Genomic DNA, 24534 nt, shown 5'->3' with positions numbered 1-24534 from the left:
AAGAAAGACGGCGTTCCTTTAAAAGAAAGACGGCATTGGTTTAAAACCAAAGCTCCGTTTCATTAAAACCAACGTTACATCAGGTATAAAGAGAGTGTAAAGTGTCCCGTATCCTCTATTTTTCCACTTTTCAGTGCAGGCCAAACTAATTTTTTCGGAATATCAATCAGCTTACAAAAGCACGGCATAGAGCAAACCTACGATAAGGAACAGACCTAAACACCTGCCATAACGTAACCTTATAAACACATAAGGATAACTAATTGAAAAACGGAAACGGGCATACAAACACCCATTTCGTATCCAATAAACAAACTACCCGATATAGCGCATGCTACACCGGGTAGAAAATACAAAATGACATGATTGGCACTTTGCTATTTGAACTCTTCCAACACCAGTTTAAGTTCATCGATGGTCAGTTCTCCCACTTGCCTCCACAATTCGTGTCCACGCTGCAGAAGGATGAAAGCCGGAGCCGTCTCGATATTGAATGAATCCGCGACTGCCTTATCTCCCACTATATTCACTTTAACCACCTCGGAGACTTGTTTCTCGTAAGTCCGTACTACAGGTTCCAGCCATTCATAATGGGGAGACCAGTCTGCATAAAATTCTACCAACACCAGACGATTCGTTCCGGATGCGGCATCCAATTGCTCTGCTATACTCATTGTTACACGCTTTATTGATTTATATGTACTTTCAACAACAGTCAACAGAAAAAGTTCCGGATTTCAGGATTGTTAAGCAAAAGAGGAGAAGAAGACGGAACTTCTTATTTATATTCTTCCCATGACTTGATTGCTATATCGTCAATATCCATCGTACAGAACGCATTGATAAACGCACTCGCCAATCGGGCATTGGTAATCAGCGGGATGTTGAGGTCGATGGCGGCACGACGGATTTTGTAACCGTTATCCAGCTCACCGGCAGTCAGATTCTTGGGAATATTGACTACCATGTCGATCTCTTTCTTGTGCAACATCTCGAGCGCCTGGGGATGTCCTTCCTCACTGGGCCAGTAGACGCGGGTGTTCTCTACGCCATTCTCGGTAAGAAATTTGCTGGAACCTCCCGTTGCGAAGATATTATATCCCTTCTTCTGTAACATACGGGCCGCTTCGAGCATATCCACTTTCTGTTTCGGCGTTCCGGTAGAGAGCAGGATGTTCTTCTTCGGAATGCGATAGCCCACGGAAAGCATTGCTTTTAGTACGGCACAGGAAGTATCGCTGCCGATACAACCTACCTCACCGGTCGATGCCATGTCGACACCCAGCACAGGATCAGCTTTCTGAAGACGATTGAAAGAGAACTGACTGGCCTTGATACCGACATAATCGAGTTCAAAAAGGTTCTTGTTCGGCTTCTCAACAGGCAGACCGAGCATGACTTTCGTAGCAAGTTCGATAAAGTTGATCTTCAGCACTTTGCTGACAAAGGGGAACGAACGGCTGGCACGGAGATTACACTCGATCACTTTGATGTCGTTGTCTTTAGCCAGATACTGGATGTTGAACGGACCGGAGATATTGAGTGCCTTGGCTATTTCACGACTGATACGCTTAATGCGACGCACCGTCTCCACATACAACTTCTGCGGCGGGAACTGGATGGTGGCATCACCGGAGTGTACGCCGGCAAATTCGATGTGTTCGGAAATGGCATACGCAACGATCTCCCCGTTTTGTGCTACGGCATCCATCTCCACCTCTTTGGCATGTTCAATGAACTGGCTGACCACAACCGGGTGCTTCTTCGAAACATTGGCTGCCAGTTGCAGGAAGCGTTCCAGTTCTTCCTGATTGGAGCAAACATTCATGGCCGCCCCACTAAGCACATACGACGGACGCACGAGCACAGGGAAACCGACCTTGTCTACGAAGGAGTTGATATCTTCGAGCGAAGTAAGCGCACGCCATTCCGGCTGATCCACGCCGATGCGGTCAAGCATGGCGGAGAATTTATCACGGTCCTCGGCATTATCGATACTCTTGGCGGAAGTACCGAGAATATGAATATTCTGGGCATCGAGGCGCAGAGCAAGATTGTTCGGTATCTGCCCTCCGGTGGAGACGATGACACCATGCGGATTCTCCAGTTCAAGAATATCCATCACACGTTCGAAAGTCAATTCGTCAAAGTAGAGGCGATCGCACATATCGTAATCGGTCGATACGGTTTCGGGATTATAATTGATCATCACCGAACGCCAGCCTTCCTTACGGATGGTATTGAGTGCCTGCACCCCGCACCAGTCAAACTCTACCGAAGAACCGATGCGATAAGCACCCGAACCAAGCACCACAATGGAACGGTGGTCGCCCAGGTAGGTTACATCGTTGGCTGTGCCGCTGTAGGTCAAATAAAGGTAATTGGTCTGTGCCGGATACTCGGCAGCAAGCGTATCGATCTGCTTCACCACGGGAACGATGCCCAGGCTCTTGCGGTAATTGCGGACATAAAGGCTCCCGTCTTCCATATCACCTTCGTAACCGATGGCACGTGCTATCTGGAAGTCAGAGAATCCCTGTCGCTTGGCTTGCTTAAGCAGGTCGGCAGGCAAGTCGGCTATCTGCTTGTGATTATTCCCCCACTGATGAAGCTCCTCCGAAGTATTCATGATGTTCATCAGCTTTTGCAGGAACCATTTGTCAATCTTGGTCAGGTCGTGCACCTGGTCGATGGTATATCCCGCACGGAAGGCCTTCGATATGACGAAGATACGTTTGTCGGTCGGTTCATGCAGCGCTTTGTCGATGTCGGAGATGACGAGTTCTTTGTTTTCCACAAAACCGTGCATACCCTGTCCTATCATACGAAGTCCTTTCTGAATCGCTTCTTCAAAGGTACGCCCGATGGCCATCACCTCACCGACAGACTTCATAGAAGAACCGAGTTCTTTATCCACTCCGTGGAACTTACCGAGATCCCAACGGGGGATTTTGCAGACTACGTAGTCCAGCGCCGGTTCAAAGAACGCACTGGTAGTCTTCGTCACGGAGTTTTTCAAATCGAACAGCCCGTACCCGAGTCCGAGTTTGGCAGCCACGAAAGCAAGCGGATAACCGGTAGCCTTCGACGCCAAAGCAGACGAACGGCTCAGACGGGCATTCACCTCGATCACCCGGTAATCTTCCGATTCGGGATCGAAAGCATACTGCACGTTACATTCGCCCACGATACCGATGTGGCGGATGATGCGGATGGCAAGCTCACGCAATTTATGATATTCTTTATTGGTCAAGGTTTGCGAAGGAGCAATCACAATGGATTCTCCGGTATGGATGCCCAGTGGGTCGAAATTCTCCATGTTGCAGACCGTGATACAGTTGTCAAAGCGGTCGCGCACTACTTCGTATTCCACCTCTTTCCATCCCCGCAAGCTCTTCTCAACCAGCACCTGCGGAGAAAAAGCGAACGCTTTCTCAACAAGTACGTCCAGTTCTGCTTCGTTGTCACAGAAGCCGGAACCTAATCCACCCAATGCGTAAGCCGCACGGACAATGACCGGATAACCTAATTCCCGGGCTGCACGACGAGCATCTTCGGCGTTCTCAACAGCTTCGCTCTTGATGGTTTTCACGTCAATCTCGTTCAGCTTCTCCACGAAAAGCTCACGGTCTTCGGTATCGATAATGGCTTGTACGGGAGTTCCCAATACACGTACTCCGTATTTTTCGAGAATGCCTTCGCGGTAAAGGGCCACGCCGCAGTTCAGTGCCGTCTGTCCGCCAAAGGCAAGCATGATACCCTCAGGACGTTCCTTCTGAATCACCTTCTCGACGAAATAAGGAGTTACGGGAAGGAAATAAATCTGATCTGCCACACCTTCTGATGTCTGTACGGTGGCAATATTGGGGTTGATCAGGATGGTTTCGATTCCTTCTTCTTTCAAGGCTTTGAGCGCTTGGGAACCGGAGTAGTCGAACTCACCGGCTTCACCGATTTTCAAGGCTCCGGAACCAAGGAGCAGTACTTTCTTTATATTGTTTTCTTTCATTATTAGTTTGTTTTTGAGGTTAATCCACCACAGAGGACACAGAGAACACAGAGTTTTAATCTCTTGTTTATTAGGATATTTAAGAGAAATATATTCTCTGTGTCCTCTGTGGTGAATCGTATTCGTTTCTGATCATTTATGCAGAATATACTTCAGAGCAGTTTCACGAACTCGTCGAAAAGGAATTCCGTATCGGTCGGTCCGCTTGCCGCTTCCGGATGGAACTGTGCGGAGAACCACGGGTTTGTTTTATGGCGGATTCCTTCGTTGGAGCCATCATTCATATTGATGAACAACGGTTCCCAATCGGTGCCGAGTGTGTTGTTATCTACCGCGTAACCATGATTTTGTGAAGTGATGAAACAACGTTCAGTGCCTGCCATCCGTACCGGCTGATTATGACTGCGATGACCGTATTTCAGTTTGTATATTTTGGCTCCTCCGGCTTTGCTCAGCAACTGGTTACCCATGCAGATACCAAAAATAGGAAGTTTCGAGTTCTGCATAGCACGGCGGATGTTCTGCACCGCAGCATCACATGTATCCGGGTCACCCGGTCCGTTGGAGATGAAGAGTCCGTCGAATTCCAGATGATTGAAATCATAATCCCAAGGCACGCGAATCACTTCCACATCCCGGCGAAGCAAGCAGCGGATAATGTTCGTCTTTACACCGCAATCCACCAGTACGACTTTTTTCTTACCCGCGCCTTCATTGTAACGGATCACCTCTTTACAGGAAACCTTGTCTACGTAGTTCACCCCGCTGTAAACAGCTTCCGGAGCATTTTCCGGTTCATCGTCAAACACAATCCGTCCCATCATCACTCCGTGTTCACGCAGCACTTTGGTCAGCTCACGGGTATCGATGCCCGTAATGCCCGGCACCTGCTCCCGTTTCAGCCAGTCCGCCAGACTTTCCACTGCGTTCCAATGGCTGTATTCCTGTGAGTAATCGCTCACGATGATGGCTTCGGCATGGATGCGTTCGCTCTCCATGAATGTAGCCAGCCCGTTGGGTTCCATACTGAAAGGAGGCACACCATAGTTGCCTACCAGCGGATAAGTCAGTGTCATCAGCTGCCCTGCATACGAAGGGTCGGTCAGACTCTCCGGATAACCGGTCATGGCGGTATTAAACACGACTTCACCTGCCACAGGCTTTTCGTAGCCAAACGACTTGCCGTGGAAACGGCTCCCGTCGTCAAGGATCAAAGTTACATTCTTCATTCTTATCTTCGTTTTAATCCACCACAAAGGATACAAAGCTCGCAGAGGCTTCATCTTTTATTTTAAAGTACATCTAAAATAAACCGGTCCACTGTGTACGCTGCATCCTCTGTAGTAAAATCCTGATTTTCTTAAAATTGATATACCTGTTCAATATAATTAATAAATGCTTCGTTCAGCAGTTTCACTCCCCCCGGCGTTGGATAATTACCGCTGAAATACCAGTCTCCCGTATGGTTGGGACATGCCTCGTGCAATCCTTCAAGGGGTTGGTAAACAATCTGTACCTTGGCCTTCGTACCCTTCGGCGTCAGCAGTTCCACCATTTTAGCAGAGATTTCCTCGTCGGTGAAAGGAGCATAAATCTCCTTCACGTAGTTTACCATCTGTTCCTTCGGCAATCCTACCTGATCTTTCGATTTCCGGTAAGCTGCCGCGATCACGTCTTTCATATCCCGGTCCTTCAATAGTTCGATTGCCGCCTTGAAAGCGATGAACTCAGACATTTTCGCCATATCGATGCCGTAATAGTCCGGATAGCGAACTTGCGGGGAGGAAGAAACGATAACTATCTTTTTCGGTCCCAAACGGTCGAGGATACCGATAATGCTTTGCTTCAATGTGGTGCCACGGACGATGCTGTCATCAATAATCACCAGATTGTCGATACCTGCCCGGAGACTGCCGTATGTTATGTCATACACGTGTGCCGCCAGATCGTTCCGACTATTACCTTCGGCAATGAAAGTACGTAGTTTGATGTCCTTGATCGCTACCTTTTCCGAACGGATACGGCGAGACAGAATCACTTCCAGTTCATCGTGGTCCGGATTATGTCCCAGATTGGCAATCTGTCGTACCTTTTCTTCATTCAAGTAATCGTCCAGCCCTTGAAGCATACCGTAAAATGCCACCTCCGCCGTATTCGGTATGAACGAGAATACGGTATGGTCGAGATCATTATCAATTGCCTTCAGGATGTTCGGCACCAGCTTTTCACCCAGTTGTTTTCTCTCCTTATAGATGTCCGCGTCACTACCCCGTGAGAAGTAAATCCGCTCAAACGAACAGGCTTTCTTCTCCCGCGCTTTGTTAATCTGTGCCGTACGCAGTTTTCCCTCTTTGCTGATAAGAAGTGCCTGCCCCGGTTGCAATTCCTTTATTTCTCCTATCGGAACATTGAGTGCAGTCTGAATCACCGGACGTTCACTGGCAAGCACCGCAATTTCTTCATCCTGATACCAGAATGCCGGGCGGATCCCCCACGGGTCGCGCAACGCAAAGCTCTCTCCGCTTCCGGTCAGTCCGCACATCACATATCCTCCATCCCATTCCTTGCTCGATGTACGCAACACGTTGGCAAGATCCATATGATCCTCAATATAATGCGTCACGCCCATACCGGTCAGTCCTTCGGCCTCGGCCTGATTGAACAGTCGTTCCACTTCCCGGTCGAGTCTGTGCCCCACCTGTTCGAGCATGATATAAGTATCGGCATACTTACGCGGATGTTGTCCGATGGCAGTGATACGGGCAAACACTTCGTCCACATTTGTCATGTTGAAGTTACCGCAAAGGGCAAGGTTCTTCGCCCGCCAGTTGTTCCTTCTGAGAAACGGATGGACATAAGATATGCCGGATTTTCCGGTGGTCGAATAACGCAGATGTCCCATGTATACTTCCCCCGCAAAGGGCAGTGTACGCTTGGCAAACCCGGCATTGTGCAATTGCTCCCCGGTCAGATCCTTGAAGTTGGCCTGCACCGTTTCAAAAATTTCAGTGATGGCACCGGAACCCAACGCCCGTTCACGGAACATATACTCTTCACCCGGATTTGCTTCCAGTTTCACACATGCCAGTCCGGCACCTTCCTGCCCACGGTTATGCTGTTTTTCCATCAGCAGGTAGAGCTTATTGAGCCCATACATCCATGTCCCGTACTTCTTTTCGTAATACTCCAGCGGTTTAAGCAAACGAATCATGGCAACGCCACATTCATGTTTCAGTTGTTCCATCTATTTTCGATTTAACTATATTACAATCGGTTATTGAACTCACACCATAATCACACTCTTTTCCTCCTATCCCGGTCGGTCTGTCGTGCCTTCCCGACCCATAACGATACATCACGGGCAAAGGTACACTAATTATCAACGGTTTAAAGCACTTTAATGTTTCCGGACTTCCGATACATAGATTATCGGTCTTACAAAACCGGTAACTCTGCAGGAAACATGAAACGAAATGAACGGGGATCTCTGTACAAGTACTGTTACAGGAAGTATAACTTTGGGATAGAAATTCTTGGAGGATAACGGTGGAAATTTCAAGATTGCCGTTAGCAATAAAAACAGATGCTTCGCCTTTCGGCTGATACATATCAATATAGCCTACCATTCCACACATATTATCCTTTTTTGTTTTCGCGTGCAAAGATACATAATCTAAATAACATAAAGATTAGTTTTCCTATAAATATTTGACATAAACGTACAAAAAAGTTGTTTTAATATCAAAACGTTAATTTATCTATTATTTCAGTCTCAAAAAGAAAGAGATTACAATCGTTTAATGATATAATGGAAGCAAGTTACAGTTTGAAACAAAAAGTAGTTAATTTACTTACGATCTGAAATATTAAAAAACTAAAAAGAGAATTAGTGTCACACAAAGGCGTGCCACACATATCATAATGAAATTAAATCCCTATTTTTGCCAAACATTTTGATACAACAAACAGGTATTATCGTATAATAAAGCTAAACAGAATGAAGGAACAAGAACTTTTTAACAACGAAACAAAAGAGTTGCCCTGTCAACGACTGCCCGAACAGTTGGGGCTCTATCATGCAATGAACGAACATGATGCCTGCGGAGTGGGTATGTTGGTGAACATTGACGGGGGAAAATCGCACGACATTGTGGAGTCCGCACTAAAAGTACTGGAAAACATGCGTCACCGTGGTGCCGAAGGAGCGGATAACAAAACAGGAGACGGTGCAGGTATCATGCTCCAGATTCCTCATGAATTTATCTTGTTGCAAGGCATACCTGTCCCCGAAAAAGGGAAGTACGGAACAGGTTTGATTTTCCTCCCCAAAAACGAAGAAGACCGGGCAACCATTCTGAGTATTATTATCGAGGAGATTGAAAAAGAAGGATTAACACTGATGCACCTGCGCAATGTACCTACTTGCCCGGACATATTGGGTGAATCGGCACGAACAGCCGAACCGGACATCAAACAGATATTCATCACCGGATTTACGGAAACGGAGACAGCCGACCGCAAACTCTATGTGATAAGAAAAAGGATTGAAAACCGGATACGCAAATCATCTGTCCCGGCAAAAGACGACTTTTACATTGTGTCGCTGTCTACCAAAAGCATCATATATAAAGGTATGTTGTCATCCTTACAGTTGCGTAGTTATTTCCCCGATCTGACAAACAACTATTTCACCAGCGGACTTGCATTGGTACACTCACGTTTCAGCACCAACACATTTCCCACATGGGGACTGGCGCAACCCTTCCGTCTACTGGCACACAACGGTGAAATAAATACCATTCGCGGTAACCGGGGATGGATGGAAGCAAGGGAAAGCGTACTCTCCTCACCTACCTTGGGGGATATCAGGGAGCTCCGCCCCATCATCCAGCCGGGTGGAAGTGACAGCGCCTCTTTAGATAACGTACTCGAGTTCCTGGTAATGTCCGGCCTCAGCTTGCCACATGCCATGGCTATGCTGGTACCGGAATCATTCAACGAAAAGAATCCGATCAGCGAAGACCTGAAAGCATTCTACGAATATCACTCCATCCTGATGGAACCATGGGACGGACCGGCTGCCCTGCTGTTCAGCGACGGTCGCTATGCGGGAGGTATGCTCGACCGTAACGGACTACGCCCCGCCCGCTATCTGATTACTCACAACAACATGATGGTAGTGGCCTCCGAAGTCGGCGTAATGGACTTCGAACCCGGAGATATCAAAGAGAAAGGACGCCTGCAACCGGGCAAGATATTGCTGGTAGACACCGAAAAAGGTGAGATCTACTACGACGGTGAACTGAAAAAACAGTTGGCGGAGGCCAAGCCTTACCGTACCTGGCTCGCCAACAACCGGATTGAACTGAATGAACTGAAAAGTGGACGTAAAGTATCACACAGTGTAGAGAACTACGGCCGCATGCTACGTACCTTCGGCTATTCAAAAGAAGACATCGAAAAGATCATTACCCCGATGGCGACCGGAGGGGCCGAACCGATCAATTCGATGGGCAACGACACCCCCCTGGCCGTACTCTCGGATAAACCACAACTCTTGTACAATTACTTCCGGCAACAATTTGCACAGGTGACAAACCCTCCCATCGATCCCATCCGCGAGGAATTGGTGATGTCGCTGACGGAATATATCGGTGCTGTGGGCATGAACATTCTCACCCCCAGCGAGAGTCATTGCAAAATGGTGCGCCTCAACCACCCTGTACTGAACAATGCCCAACTGGATATCTTATGCAATATCCGGTATAAAGGATTCAAAACGGTAAAGCTGCCCATGTTGTTTGAGGCTGATAAAGGAAAAGCCGGACTTCAAGAGGCACTGACCGCCCTGTGCAAGCAGGCAGAAGCCTCCGTCGTAGAGGGAGTCAACTACATCGTACTGACCGACAGAGAGGTCGATGCCACACATGCTGCCATTCCATCCTTACTGGCTGTCAGTGCAGTGCATCATTATCTGATCTCAGTGGGCAAACGTGTCCAGACTGCTCTGGTAGTAGAAAGCGGCGAGATACGCGAAGTGATGCATGCAGCCCTGCTACTTGGCTTCGGAGCCAGCGCATTGAACCCCTACATGGCCTTTGCCATTCTCGACAAGCTCGTTACCGGTAAAGATATCCAACTCGATTATGCCACAGCAGAAAAGAACTACATCAAAGCCATCTGCAAAGGGCTCTTCAAAATCATGAGTAAAATGGGGATCAGTACCATCCGTTCATACCGGGGAGCAAAAATATTCGAAGCTATAGGATTAAGCGAAGAACTGAGCAAGGCTTGTTTCGGCGGCCTGCCCTCTACCATCGGCGGCATCCGGCTTGAAGAGATAGCCAAAGATGCCATCGCTTTCCACAATGAAGGATTCGCAGCGGAAAACAGTGATGACATTCTACCCAACAAAGGCTTATACTCTTTCCGAAAAGACGGGGAAAAACATGCCTGGAATCCGGAAACGATCAGTGCCCTGCAACTGGCAACCCGCCTGGGCAGCTACAAGAAATTCAAAGAGTTTACACAAATGGCAGATGAAAAAGAAATGCCCATCTTTCTGCGCGATTTCCTGGGATTCAAACGGTCGCCTATCTCTATCGACAAGGTAGAGCCCGTTGAAAACATCATGAAACGTTTTGTTACCGGTGCCATGAGTTACGGTTCGATCAGCCGGGAAGCACACGAGACAATGGCCATCGCCATGAATGCCATTCACGGACGGAGCAATACCGGTGAAGGAGGTGAAGATGCCAAGCGATTCACCCCGCGTCCGGACGGAACAAACCTGAGAAGTGCCATCAAACAGGTAGCTTCGGGACGTTTTGGCGTGACTGCCGAATATCTGGTAAATGCGGATGAAATACAGATCAAGATTGCACAAGGCGCCAAGCCGGGCGAAGGCGGACAGTTGCCCGGCTATAAGGTGGACGAAGTGATAGCCCGTACCCGTCACTCCATACCGGGCATCTCGCTGATTTCCCCTCCTCCTCACCATGATATTTATTCAATCGAAGATCTGGCACAACTTATCTTCGACTTGAAAAACGTAAATCCCCGGGCGAGAATCAGTGTCAAACTGGTAGCCGAAAGCGGAGTCGGCACCATTGCCGCAGGTGTAGCCAAGGCCAAAGCCGACCTGATCGTCATCTCCGGTGCCGAAGGCGGAACAGGAGCTTCACCCGCCTCTTCCATCCGTTACGCCGGCATCCCACCCGAATTAGGATTGAGTGAAACCCAGCAAACCCTGGTGCTGAACGGACTGAGAGGTCAAGTCATGCTCCAGGTGGACGGACAGCTGAAAACCGGACGGGACATCATCCTGATGGCAATGTTGGGGGCCGAAGAGTTTGGATTTGCCACCTCTGCCCTGATTGTTCTGGGATGTGTCATGATGCGCAAGTGTCATCAGAATACTTGCCCGGTAGGCGTGGCCACACAAAATGAAGAATTACGTAGACGCTTCCACGGACGCAGCGAATACCTGGTGAACTTCTTCACTTTCCTGGCACAGGAGGTACGCGAGTATCTTGCGGAAATAGGTGTCGAAAAGCTGGACGACATTATCGGACGGACGGACCTGATCGAACGCAAACCCCAAGATATACTCCCCAAGCACAGCCTGATTGACTTCAGCAGGTTGCTGGCACGGGTTGACAACCGGGCTGCCATTCTGCATACCACCAATCAGGACCACGGTATCTCGGCGGTGAAAGATGTGGAAATAATCCATGCCGCCCGCGAAGCCATCGAACGCCAACGGGAAGTCTCTCTGGAATATACCATTGCCAACACTGACCGCGCGTGCGGTGCCATGCTCTCAGGTGCCATCGCTACCCGGTATGGAGAAAAAGGTCTGCCGGAACATACGCTGAACGTCAAATTCAAAGGTTCCGCCGGACAGTCATTCGGTGCCTTCCTTGTACCGGGAGTCAACTTCAAGCTGGAGGGCGAAGCCAACGACTATTTGGGAAAAGGATTGAGTGGCGGACGTATCGCCGTACTTCCACCGGTACGGAGCAATTTCGAAGCGGAAGAAAACACCATTGCCGGAAACACCCTGCTATACGGAGCCACCAGTGGTGAAGTATACATCAATGGACGTGCGGGCGAACGTTTTGCGGTGAGAAACTCCGGAGCCGTCGCTGTTGTCGAAGGTGTGGGTGACCATTGTTGCGAATACATGACCGGCGGACGGGTGGTCGTGTTGGGACAGACCGGACGCAACTTTGCAGCCGGCATGTCGGGCGGCGTAGCCTATGTATGGAACAAAGAAGGAAACTTCGACTATTTCTGCAACATGGAGATGGTGGAACTTTCACTGATCGAAGAAGCCGGCTATCGCAAAGAACTTCATGAACTGATCCGCCAACATTATCTCTATACAGGCTCAAAACTGGCACGCACCATGCTCGACAATTGGAATCACTGCGTGGACGAATTCATCCAGGTGGTACCGATCGAATATAAAAAGGTGTTGCAGGAAGAACAGATGCGGAAACTGCAACAGAAAATAGCAGATATGCAGAGAGACTATTAAATAAGCCGCCGAACCTGTATATCAGATACCAATCTCAATCGTAAACTATAAAATCGTAAATAAAAATGGGAGATCCAAAAGCATTCTTAAATATTCCCCGTCACGAGGCCGGATACCGCCCCGTACACGAGCGCATCACTGATTTCAGTGAGGTGGAACAGACCCTCAACACAAGTGACCGCAAACTTCAGGCTTCACGCTGCATGGATTGCGGTGTCCCCTTCTGCCATTGGGCTTGTCCGTTGGGCAACAAGCAACCCGAATGGCAAGACGCACTCTACAAGGGAAAATGGCGTGAGGCCTACCAGATATTGTCTGCCACGTGCGACTTCCCGGAGTTTACCGGACGCATCTGCCCGGCACTCTGTGAGAAGTCGTGCGTACTGAAGCTATCGTGTGACGCCCCTGTCACCATCCGTGAAAATGAAGCAGCCATCGTGGAAGCAGCTTTCCGAGAAGGTTATATCATGCCGGCAATTCCCAAACGAAATGGAAAACGGGTAGCCGTCATCGGTTCCGGCCCTGCCGGACTGACGGTTGCCAACCGCTTGAACCGCTCGGGGTATGCCGTCACCGTTTTCGATAAAGCAGCAGCTCCGGGTGGATTACTTCGCTACGGAATCCCCAATTTCAAACTGAATAAAGTCATTATCGACCGCCGGATGAAGCTCCTGGAAGCGGAAGGCATTGAATTCAGAATGGGAACCGAGATCGACACGCATAAACTCACTCCGGAGAGTCGCACTTCCGATTTCGATGCCTATTGCATCTGCACCGGAGCGGAAACACCCCGGGATCTGCCCATTCCGGGACGCGAGTTGAAAGGAATCCATTTCGCTCTTGAGCTGTTGAGCGGACAAAACCGAATCATTGAAGGAGAAACTTTTTCCAAAGACGGGCAAGTAAATGCGAAAGGCCGAAAAGTGCTGGTCATCGGTGGCGGAGACACAGGCTCCGATTGTATCGGCACGAGCGTTCGTCAAGGGGCGGCCTGCGTGACACAAATCGAAATCATGCCCAAGCCCCCTATTGCCCATAATCCTGCCACTCCGTGGCCACAATGGCCGGCTGTACTGAAAACCACCTCCAGTCACGAAGAAGGCTGTATCCGTCGCTGGAGCCTGACTTCCAACCGGTTCCTCGGAAAGAACGGTAAAGTCACCGGAGTGGAAGTGGAAGAAGTGGAATGGTTACCGGACCCCGTCAACGAACGCTCTGTTATGAAGCCGACCGGAAAAAAGGAAATAATCGAAGCAGATATGGTTTTATTAGCGATGGGATTCCTCAAACCCGAACAGCCAGTATTTGCCGAAAACGTATTCATCGCCGGAGACGCGGCAACAGGCGCAAGCCTTGTGGTGCGTGCCATGGCAAGCGGACGTGCAGCAGCGACAGAGATAGAAAAATATTTAAACGCCAAGCGGTGAACAGCACGTAGTTTATTCATCATCAGACATTAACCCTTTAAAACAATTACGATTATGTGTGGAATAGCAGGAATTTTTTCCATAAAAATTCAGAGCAGAGAACTCAGAAGCAAAGCCTTACAGATGGCACGGAAAATTCGGCATCGGGGACCCGACTGGAGTGGAATTTATTGTGGTGGAAGTGCCATCCTGGCACACGAGCGCCTTTCTATCGTCGACCCTCAAAGCGGAGGACAGCCCCTTTACTCGCCCGACCGGAAACTGGTACTGGCCGTCAATGGCGAAATTTACAATCACCGTGACATCCGTGCCCGGTATGCCGACCGTTACGAGTTCCAGACTGGAAGTGACTGTGAAGTGATCCTTGCACTTTACCGCGACAAAGGCATCCATTTCCTCGAAGAGCTCAACGGCATCTTCGCATTTGCCCTTTATGATGAAGAGAAAGATGAATACCTGATCGCCCGTGACCCCATCGGAGTAATACCTTTATATATAGGAAAAGATTCCGAAGGACACATCTACTTTGGCAGCGAGCTCAAGGCACTCGAAGGATTCTGCGACGAGTACGAGCCCTTCCTTCCCGGACACTACTATCACAGTAAAGAAGGAAAAATGAAACGCTGGTATACCCGCGACTGGATGGATTATGAAAAAGTGGCGAAAGAAAACGGCACCTCTCCCTGCCGGCAGATTCATGACGCTCTTGAAGAAGCAGTACACCGCCAGCTGATGTCCGACGTACCTTACGGAGTACTTCTTTCGGGCGGACTGGACAGCTCTGTTATCTCTGCCATTGCCAAGAAGTATGCCGCCAAACGTATTGAAACGGACGGTGCAAGCGATGCCTGGTGGCCGCAGCTCCACTCCTTTGCTGTCGGGCTGAAGGGTGCACCGGACTTAGTCAAGGCACGTGAAGTAGCCGAATACATCGGTACTGTTCATCACGAAATAAACTACACCCTTCAGGAAGGGCTCGATGCAATCCGGGATGTCATTTATTTCATCGAGACATACGATGTCACTACCGTCCGGGCTTCCACACCGATGTATCTATTGGCACGTGTCATCAAGTCAATGGGTATCAAAATGGTACTAAGCGGTGAAGGAGCCGACGAAATCTTCGGCGGTTACCTCTACTTCCACAAAGCACCGGATGCCCGTACCTTTCACGAAGAGACTGTACGCAAACTGTCTAAACTGCATCTATACGATTGTCTTCGCGCCAATAAGAGCCTGGCAGCGTGGGGAGTGGAAGGACGTGTCCCTTTCCTCGACAAAGAGTTTCTCGATGTGGCAATGCGGCTTGATCCCAAAGTAAAAATGGCTCCGGGAAAAGTCATCGAAAAGAAAGTCCTGCGTGAAGCCTTTGCGGGTATGCTCCCCTCCGGCATCGCTTGGCGCCAAAAGGAGCAGTTCAGTGACGGTGTAGGATATAGTTGGATAGATACGTTGAAAGAGATCACCGCAACGGCTGTCAGTGACGACCAGATGGCACACGCTGCAGAACGTTTTCCCATCCATCCCCCAATGAATAAGGAAGAGTATTACTACCGCAGTATCTTCGAAGAGCACTTCCCCAGTGAAAGCGCTGCCCGCAGTGTGCCCAGCATTCCCAGTGTAGCCTGTTCGACAGCCGAGGCACTAACATGGGACACCGCATTCAAGAACCTGAACGATCCCAGCGGACGTGCCGTAAAAGGGATACACGTAGAAGCATATTAAAAGGGGGTAACTCTAATAGGCAAAGGGTGTAGCCATCGGACGCTCAGGGTGTAGCCCCGACAAACGGATGGCTACACCCTATCCACAGAAGCGTTGCTCCTACCCATACTCCCATTTTCGGTACACAGGAATGTATTGTAAAGAGATTTAAAAGAAATTTATAGCTTTGTTTAACGCAGATTAGCATCCTTATCCTGCTCATTTGCGTTACTTTTTATATCTTTGAAGACAAACCAAAAACTGAAATATATGAAAATAAAAAAACTTCTGCTTGCCTCTGCCTTACTTTTCTCGGCATATAATGTCTCTGCACAAACCCAGGTTATTGCCCATCGCGGATTCTGGAAAACCGAGGGTTCTGCGCAAAACAGTATCGCCGCCTTGCTAAAAGCCGACTCCATCGGATGCTATGGTTCGGAGTTTGATGTATGGCTGGCAGCCGATGACCAGTTAGTGGTCAACCATGATCCCACATTTAAAGGGAAAAGGATGGAAAACTCACCTTCCACCGCACTGACAGCCATCAAACTGGATAACGGGGAGAGCCTGCCTACCCTTGCCAAATACTTGAAAGCGGCACAACCGCTACACACCCGGTTGATTCTTGAGCTGAAAGCACACACCACTCCCCAACGCGAAACAAAAGCCATCGAAAAAATCGTTGCACTGGTCAAAGATATGGGACTGGAAAACCGGATGGAATACATCACCTTCTCCCTGCATGCCACGAAAGAATTCATCCGCCTGGCTCCGGCAGGAACCCCGGTTTATTATCTGGACGGTAATTTGTCACCCAAAGAGCTGAAAGAATTAGGATGTGCCGGGCCGGACTATCATTACACAGTATTCCGCAAACATCCCGAATGGATCCGGGAATGCCATGATTTGGGCATGAAAGTGAATGCCTGGACTGTGAACAAGACGGATGACATGAAATGGCTGATCGATCGTAAAGTAGATTTCATCACCACCAATGAACCGGTACAACTGCAAAATCTGTTGAAAAAATAAATCTCCGTATCCAATCATTTTTTTAATTCTCCCTTGAGTGAGTACACGCCCACTCAAGGGAGTTTTTTCAATCCCGACTTCGTGTCTCATAGCTACAAAAACCATTCCGTATCTATTTAAAATGTTACTTTTACGATTCAGCATACCATATTTACAATTTAGCAACTACCGTTTACAATTCAGAAAATAAACTTGAAAAAAATAAAGCAAACGTTCTATCTTTGAGCAAAAGAAAATATATAACTTAAAAAAATTAGAATCATGAAAAAGTTATCAGTATTACCGGTGTTGCTGTTATTCGTTTGTCTGGGAAATGTACAGGCACAAACAGCAAAAGAAATGACACGTAAACAAAAGAAAGCTGAACAGGAATTACTGGATCAAGCATTATTTGATGAAGCCAAACAGGCAATTACCATGAAAAATTTCATTTTAGAGGCCGACCATGTGATATTTAAGCACGGTACATCGGCCTTCGTTTCTTCGAATACAAATTTTGTAGCAGTAAAAGATGACAAGGCCGTGGTTCAGGTAGCTTTCAACATACCCGTTAGCGGTCCTAACGGTTTGGGTGGTATCACCGTCGAAGGTAGTACCTCCAACTACAAACAGACTACCGACAAAAAAGGAAATATATTCGTATCAATGAGCGTAATGGGAACCGGAATATCCGCACAAGTAAACATTCGCTTGGACAAGGGAAGTAATAATGCGTCGGTAGATATAAGTCCGAACTTCAATTCAAATCGTTTCACACTGACCGGAAGTTTACTTCCTTTGACTAAAGCTAACGTCTTCAAAGGTACATCACTTTAAGGTAAAAAGATTGTTTTCAGGCCATAATCAAGTATTAAAGTAATAATTACATTATCCATAAAAGTGAATTACCGGACGGAATTACGGAATAAGAGAATAACGCCAGTTTCCGCATAGGCATTTGTTTATACTATTTTCCGAGAAACAAGAGGTTGCCCAGAACCATTGTGATATTTTGTGTCTCCTCTTGTTTTTTTTACTAAATTTGTAATATACACATAAAATCTACAATCAATATGCGACAAAAATACAATCATTTGTTCAATGGCTTGCTATTCTCAGGGTTAGCATCTTTTTCATATCTGTTTCTCGTGCTGTACTCCGACTTGGCTCCGAAGCATTTGGAAGTATTGATTTCTTTTAAGTCGTTCATATTGATACTTGCCGCTTTTAATCTGGTTGGTTTCGGAGTATTGATGATTCACAACTGGCAGAAGCGCAGTTTCCAGTTCCTGGTCAAACGCAAAGATCGATTAATTATTGACTGCATCCTTACTGCGATCATACTGTTTTTGATGAATTATCTGGTCTGGTCAATAGTAAAAGCCATATTTGAGGTTCCCGAACCTTTTATCCTAAAAGGCCGAGGATTAAGAATAATAGCCCTGGTCTGGTTAGTAGAAATGGTGATAACCAATCTAACTTTGACTATCAACTTCTACAGGCAATTGGTTCTTTTGCACGAAAAGGCAGAGCAATTTGAAGAAGCTTCCATAAAAGCCCAATACGTAGCCTTACAGAATCAACTGAATCCGCATTTTCTTTTCAACAGCCTCAATACGCTTATCTCCGAAATAGAATATTCTCCCCGAAACGCCGTTCTATTCACCCAGCGCTTGTCCGACGTATACCGGTATATATTACAAAGCCAGCAACAGCGCTTGGTTACTTTAAAATCGGAATTGTCTTTCATTGATTCCTACATCTTTCTTCATAAAGTTCGTTTAGGAGATTGTATCCGAATCGATAACAAGGTAGAGTTACACAATTACGATTTGAAGTTACCTTCGTTGGCCCTACAGTTATTAGTAGAAAACGTCATTAAACACAACATTATTAATATGGATTATCCGATGAAGATACTGATTGATTACGAACAACAAAGTGGTATGTTGGCGGTAACCAATGAAATTAGAGTAAAGCCCAATGTAGCTACTACGGGAATGGGGCTAAAGAATCTTTCAATCCGCTATCGCCTGATATGCGATAAGAATATCCTCATAGAAAGTAATACTAATTATTTCACCGTTAAAGTTCCCCTATTAAATGAATAAAATTACAGCTGTTATTATTGAAGACGAAATTCCGGCGGCCCGCCGATTGAATAAGATCATAAATGAAATACGTCCCGAATGGCAAGTCACGATATTGCCCGGCAGTGTAGAAAAAAGTGTAGAATGGTTTAATAAGAATCCACATCCGGATATTGTTTTTCTTGACATACAACTGACAGACGGCATTTCATTCACATTTATCGAACAAGCACGTCCGGAGAGCACTATCATCTTTACCACTGCATACGATGAATATGCTATTAGGGCTTTTGCCGTCAATAGCATTGACTATTTACTTAAACCGATAGACAGTGTCCGGCTGGAAGAAGCTATTGCCAAGTTCGAACATCTTACCACCAAATATCTGGTACAGGAGCAAAAGACAACCGATCTAATAGACATTTTACAAAACATAGCCAATCCGTGCAAAAAGTATCGCACCCGTTTTCTTATATCAGGCGAAGATAAACTTTTTACCCTGCAAGTTGAAGATATCGCCTATTTCTATTCTGAAAACAAAATAACTTTTGCCGTTACCAAGCAAAACAGGGAACATATTATCGATCTCTCTCTGGACAGGCTGATGGAACAACTCAATCCGGATATCTTTTTCCGAAGTAGCCGGCAGACAGTGATCAGTATTAACGCTATTGAGCGGATTGAATCGTATTTTCTGGGAAAAGCCATTTTACATGTAAAACCTCCTTTTAAAGATAAGATAATCGTCAGCCGTGATAAAATACCTCAGTTGAAACTTTGGTTAAACTACTAAAAGCATTACATATCTTAGACATTTGAAATTGTTTTATCTCCTCCATCATTGATACAGAGATTTAACTGTATCCAACTTCGGACTCAAATACATATTCTGATACAGTCCGGTTAGCCGCACACAAAAAGAAAGCATTTAAGAAGAAAGAGGTTTCATTCTGTCAGGATGGAGCCTCTTTCCTCTTTTATAAAGATGCCCAATTGATCTAAATCAATTCATCCATCCTATCCCAAAATCCTAAAAGAGACACAGAACAAAATCGCTTCATTACAGTTTATTAAAAATACGCAGCATTCTTATTTCAATTCAGAAGTAAAAACAGGCAGAAATATCAAAAAGTGAAAGATTTCTTAAAATAAATAGATATAAGACATGCTTTTAATAGAAATACAAAACAAAAAGTCATATCTTTGCATAGTAATAAAACAAAAGGATACACCAATCGATTAATACAGATCAAAATGACAAGAACGATTCAATTCGCCAAAATGCATGGGGCAGGAAACGATTACATCTATGTAAATACCCTCAGGTTTCCTATCCGCAATCCCGGTAAAACAGCCATCGAATGGAGTGCCTGCCATACGGGGATCGGCAGTGACGGGCTCGTTTTGATCGGTCATTCGGACAAAGCAGATTTCAGCATGCGCATATTCAATGCCGACGGTTCGGAAGCAATGATGTGCGGTAACGCAAGCCGGTGCATCGGCAAGTATCTTTATGAATACGGACTGACCTCAAAAAACATCATCACCTTGGAAACCCTCTCGGGTATCAAAGTGCTGAAACTGCACCTTGAAGCCCAAACGGTAAAAGCCGTAACGGTTGATATGGGTGTACCACTGGAAACCGGAACAATAGATTTCGACAACAAATTTCCATTCGTCTCCACGCAAGTATCGATGGGGAATCCGCACCTCGTCACCTTCGTGGACGATATCCGAAGTATAGACCTTCCGGAGATCGGCCCGAAGCTGGAAAAACATCCGCTTTTCCCCGACCGTACGAACGTGGAGTTTGCACAGATAACAGGAGAAAACAAGATCCGTATGCGGGTGTGGGAAAGGGGATCGGGCATTACACAGGCCTGCGGGACAGGCGCCTGTGCAACAGCCGTAGCGGCCCATCTCACCGGACGGACGGGACGAACCGTAGATATCGTGATGGACGGAGGCACACTGACCATAAAATGGGACGAAGCAACAAACCATGTATACATGACCGGACCGGCAGTTAAAGTATTCGACGGAACAATAGAACTAAGAGAATAGTTAATGGATTTCAGGTATCAGTCCATTTGATAAGGTATAAAGATTTAGTTTTCAGGAATAACATTTCAAACTTAAAACAAGAACAATATGGCATTAGTAAACGAACATTTTTTGAAATTACCGGGAAGCTACTTGTTCTCGGACATAGCGAAGAAGGTCAATACTTTTAAAATAACACACCCGAAGCAGGACATCATCCGGCTGGGGATCGGCGATGTGACCCGTCCCCTTCCGAATGCCTGCATCGAGGCCATGCACAAGGCAGTCGAAGAGATGACGTCTACCGAAACCTTTCGCGGATACGGTCCCGAACAAGGATACGATTTCCTGATTGAGGCCATTATCAAAAACGACTATGCTCCACGGGGTATCCATCTTTCGCCTACGGAAGTATTTATCAACGACGGCGCCAAAAGTGATACGGGTAATATCGGAGACATTCTCCGTCACGATAACAGTGTAGGTGTCACAGATCCCATTTATCCGGTTTACATCGACAGCAACGTGATGTGCGGACGTGCCGGAGTGCTGGATACCGAAAGTGGCAAATGGAGCAACGTCACTTATATGCCTTGTACCGCCGAGAATCATTTCATCCCGGCCATTCCGGAGAAACGCATTGACATCGTCTACCTCTGTTATCCCAATAATCCCACCGGTACAACGCTGACAAAAGCTGAACTGAAGAAATGGGTAGATTACGCACTGGCCAATGATACCCTGATCCTGTTTGACGCAGCTTACGAGGCCTACATTCGGGAACCGGATATCCCCCACTCCATCTACGAAATCAAAGGAGCCAAGAAATGTGCCATCGAGTTTCGCAGTTTCTCGAAAACAGCAGGTTTCACCGGAATACGCTGCGGATATACCGTTGTGCCGAAAGAGCTGACGGCAGCCACACTCGAGGGAGAACGCATCCCTCTGAACCGGATGTGGAACCGCCGCCAATGCACCAAGTTCAACGGAACGTCTTACATTACCCAACGTGCCGCAGAGGCGGTTTATAGCCCCGAGGGGAAAGAACAGATACAGGAAACGATCAATTATTATATGACAAACGCCCGCATCATGAAAGAAGGACTGGAATCCACCGGACTGAAAGTATACGGAGGAGTAAACGCACCTTATTTGTGGGTAAAGACTCCCAATGGAACCAGTTCGTGGCGTTTCTTCGACCAGATGTTGTACGAAGCCAATGTAGTGGGAACTCCGGGAGTCGGTTTCGGCCCCAGCGGAGAAGGTTACATCCGCCTGACGGCATTCGGCGAACGAAACGATTGCATCGAGGCAATGCGGCGCATCAAGAACTGGCTGTAAAGCTTTCATGTGATACGGGTAACATGAATACAAAGCAGAGATGAATACGGTTTCACCACAGATTGACGCGGATTAAAGAATTATTCCGTTGATGATTAAGATTTAAAAATCTGTGGAAATCCGTGTAATCTGTGGTGAATCAAAACCCAAACAGTTTATAAATAATTCAATCATTATGTCAAAACTCAGATTCAGAGTCGTAGAAACGGCCTTTAAGAAAAAAGCCGTAGAAGTGGCAACTCCCACCGAACGCCCGTCGGAATACTTCGGGATGTACGTTTTCAACAAGGAAAAGATGTTTAAGTACCTGCCAAGCCATGTGTTCAGCAAACTGACCGATGTGATTGACAACGGCGCACCACTGGATCGCAGTATCGCCGACGAGGTTGCAGCCGGTATGAAGAAATGGGCCATCGAGATGGGGGCCACACACTATACCCATTGGTTTGCTCCACTGACCGAAGGCACTGCCGAAAAGCACGACGCTTTTGTAGAACATGATGGAAAAGGGGGGATGATGGAAGAATTCACCGGAAAACTGCTGGTTCAGCAGGAACCGGATGCCTCGTCTTTCCCGAACGGAGGTATCCGCAACACTTTCGAAGCTCGTGGTTACAGTGCATGGGACCCCTCCTCACCCGCTTTCATTGTAGACGATACGCTGTGCATACCGACTATCTTCATCGCCTATACAGGTGAATCGCTCGATTACAAAGCACCGTTACTGAAAGCGCTGAGGGCAGTAGACAAAGCTGCTGTAGCCGTTTGCCGTTACTTCAATCCGGATGTAAAAAAAGTATATGCCTACCTGGGATGGGAACAAGAGTACTTCCTGGTAGACGAAGGCTTATACGCCGCCCGTCCGGACCTGCTGCTGACCGGACGTACCCTGATGGGGCATGACAGCGCCAAGAACCAACAGCTCGAAGACCATTACTTTGGTGCCATCCCCACCCGCGTAGCCGCTTTCATGAAAGATCTGGAAGTGGAAGCATTGAAACTGGGCATCCCCGTAAAAACGCGCCACAACGAAGTAGCGCCCAATCAGTTTGAGCTGGCCCCTATCTTCGAAGAGTGCAACCTGGCCAATGACCACAACCTGCTGATCATGTCCCTGATGCGCAAAGTTAGCCGCCGCCACGGCTTCCGTGTACTGCTCCACGAAAAACCGTTCAAAGGTGTCAACGGATCGGGCAAACACAACAACTGGTCGCTGGGCACGGACACCGGCATCCTGCTGATGGCTCCGGGCAAGACTCCGGAAGATAACCTGCGTTTCGTAACATTCGTCGTCAATACACTGATGGCTGTTTATCACCATAACGGACTTCTGAAAGCATCCATCTCCAGTGCCACCAATGCACACCGGCTGGGAGCCAACGAAGCGCCTCCCGCCATCATCTCCTCTTTCCTGGGCAAGCAGCTTTCACAAGTGTTGGAACACATTGAAGAAAGTACGAAAGATGACCTGATCAGCCTGAGCGGCAAACAGGGCATGAAGCTGGACATCCCACAGATACCCGAATTGCTGATTGACAATACGGACCGGAACCGTACTTCACCTTTCGCATTCACCGGAAACCGTTTCGAATTCCGTGCCGTAGGGTCCGAAGCCAACTGTGCCAGCGCAATGATAGCCCTGAACGCGGCTGTCGCTGACCAGTTGAAACGGTTTAAGAAAGATGTAGACAAGCAGATTGAGAAGGGAGAGCCCAAGATTTCAGCCATTCTCGACGTGATCCGGAAATATATCAAGGAATGCAAAGCCATTCATTTCGACGGCAACGGATACAGCGACGAATGGAAAAAAGAAGCCGCCCGTCGCGGTCTGGATTGTGAAACAAGCGTTCCTGTCATTTTCGACAACTATCTGCGCCCCGAAACGATAGCCATGTTCGAAGCTGTGGGCGTGATGAACCGGAAAGAACTGAAGGCCCGCAACGAAGTGAAATGGGAAACTTATACCAAGAAAATCCAGATTGAAGCCCGCGTATTGGGTGATCTGGCCATGAACCATATCATCCCTGTTGCTACACAGTACCAGACAGACCTGATAGATAATGTATATAAAATGAAATCCCTCTTTCCGGAAGAGAAAGCAGCCCGACTTTCTGCCAAGAACCTGGAACTGATTGAAGAGATTGCCGACCGTACCGCTTTCATCAAGGAACATGTAGACGCAATGATCGAAGCCCGCAAAGTGGCAAATAAGATAGAAAGTGAACGCGAAAAAGCCATTGCTTACCACGACACCATCGTGCCGGCTCTGGAAGAGATTCGTTACCACATCGACAAACTGGAACTGATTGTCGACAACCAGATGTGGACACTGCCTAAATACAGAGAGTTGTTATTTATAAGATAAAC

General features: G+C 47.4%; 14 protein-coding genes. 10 read left to right on the top strand and 4 right to left on the bottom strand.

What is annotated here, in order from left to right; translation table 11 throughout:
• Positions 1–377: 377 nt before the first annotated feature.
• From KO473_RS06580 to KO473_RS06565, 4 genes are all read right to left on the bottom strand, one after another.
• Positions 378–674, bottom strand: a complete 297-nt coding sequence (locus tag KO473_RS06580) for a thioredoxin family protein (RefSeq protein ID WP_005778289.1) — start codon at positions 672–674, stop codon at positions 378–380.
• Between the two features lie 104 nt (positions 675–778).
• Complete coding sequence (gene carB / locus KO473_RS06575; RefSeq protein WP_005778290.1) at positions 779–4009, bottom strand: carbamoyl-phosphate synthase (glutamine-hydrolyzing) large subunit; 3231 nt, start codon at positions 4007–4009, stop codon at positions 779–781.
• 152 nt (positions 4010–4161) lie between these two features.
• Positions 4162–5238 carry a glutamine-hydrolyzing carbamoyl-phosphate synthase small subunit gene (gene carA / locus KO473_RS06570; RefSeq protein ID WP_032530061.1) on the bottom strand — a complete coding sequence of 359 codons (1077 nt, stop codon included), beginning with the start codon at positions 5236–5238 and terminating at the stop codon, positions 4162–4164.
• 131 nt (positions 5239–5369) lie between these two features.
• The gene (locus KO473_RS06565) at positions 5370–7253 is read right to left on the bottom strand and encodes an amidophosphoribosyltransferase (protein ID WP_005778294.1); all 1884 of its coding nucleotides are present in this window, start codon (positions 7251–7253) and stop codon (positions 5370–5372) included.
• Between the two features lie 753 nt (positions 7254–8006).
• On the opposite strand from KO473_RS06565, the gene gltB reads away from it, so the two are divergent.
• From gltB to KO473_RS06515, 10 genes are all read left to right on the top strand, one after another.
• Positions 8007–12551, top strand: coding sequence for a glutamate synthase large subunit (gltB, locus tag KO473_RS06560; protein WP_122130441.1), 4545 nt, complete (start codon positions 8007–8009; stop codon positions 12549–12551).
• A 65-nt stretch (positions 12552–12616) separates the two neighbouring features.
• Positions 12617–13978: a glutamate synthase subunit beta gene (locus KO473_RS06555; protein WP_005778302.1), complete on the top strand. Its 1362-nt coding sequence runs from the start codon at positions 12617–12619 to the stop codon at positions 13976–13978.
• A 54-nt stretch (positions 13979–14032) separates the two neighbouring features.
• A complete protein-coding gene (gene asnB, locus KO473_RS06550) occupies positions 14033–15703 on the top strand; it encodes an asparagine synthase B (RefSeq protein ID WP_065739725.1) in 1671 nt (556 codons plus the stop codon).
• 249 nt (positions 15704–15952) lie between these two features.
• On the top strand, positions 15953–16714 hold the full coding sequence (locus KO473_RS06545; RefSeq protein WP_065739726.1) for a glycerophosphodiester phosphodiesterase family protein: 762 nt from the start codon (positions 15953–15955) through the stop codon (positions 16712–16714).
• Positions 16715–16975: 261 nt separating this feature from the next.
• Complete coding sequence (locus KO473_RS06540; RefSeq protein WP_005820573.1) at positions 16976–17530, top strand: DUF4251 domain-containing protein; 555 nt, start codon at positions 16976–16978, stop codon at positions 17528–17530.
• Between the two features lie 236 nt (positions 17531–17766).
• Positions 17767–18804: a sensor histidine kinase gene (locus KO473_RS06535; protein ID WP_005778311.1), complete on the top strand. Its 1038-nt coding sequence runs from the start codon at positions 17767–17769 to the stop codon at positions 18802–18804.
• Entirely contained in the window at positions 18797–19576 is a 780-nt protein-coding gene (locus KO473_RS06530) for a LytTR family DNA-binding domain-containing protein (RefSeq protein ID WP_022012618.1), read from the top strand. Before KO473_RS06535 ends, KO473_RS06530 begins: the two co-directional genes overlap by 8 nt.
• A 461-nt stretch (positions 19577–20037) precedes the next feature.
• Positions 20038–20847 (top strand): diaminopimelate epimerase, encoded by an 810-nt coding sequence (dapF, locus tag KO473_RS06525; RefSeq protein WP_005820577.1) that lies wholly within the window; start codon positions 20038–20040, stop codon positions 20845–20847.
• 87 nt (positions 20848–20934) lie between these two features.
• The gene (locus KO473_RS06520) at positions 20935–22167 is read left to right on the top strand and encodes an LL-diaminopimelate aminotransferase (RefSeq protein WP_005778316.1); all 1233 of its coding nucleotides are present in this window, start codon (positions 20935–20937) and stop codon (positions 22165–22167) included.
• A 175-nt stretch (positions 22168–22342) separates the two neighbouring features.
• The gene (locus KO473_RS06515; RefSeq protein ID WP_005778318.1) at positions 22343–24532 is read left to right on the top strand and encodes a glutamine synthetase III; all 2190 of its coding nucleotides are present in this window, start codon (positions 22343–22345) and stop codon (positions 24530–24532) included.
• Positions 24533–24534: the final 2 nt, after the last annotated feature.

Source organism: Bacteroides sp. HF-4919 (assembly GCF_018860125.1).
The sequence above is the reverse complement of the archived record's forward strand: the minus strand, read 5'-3'. Positions and strand labels throughout refer to the sequence as shown.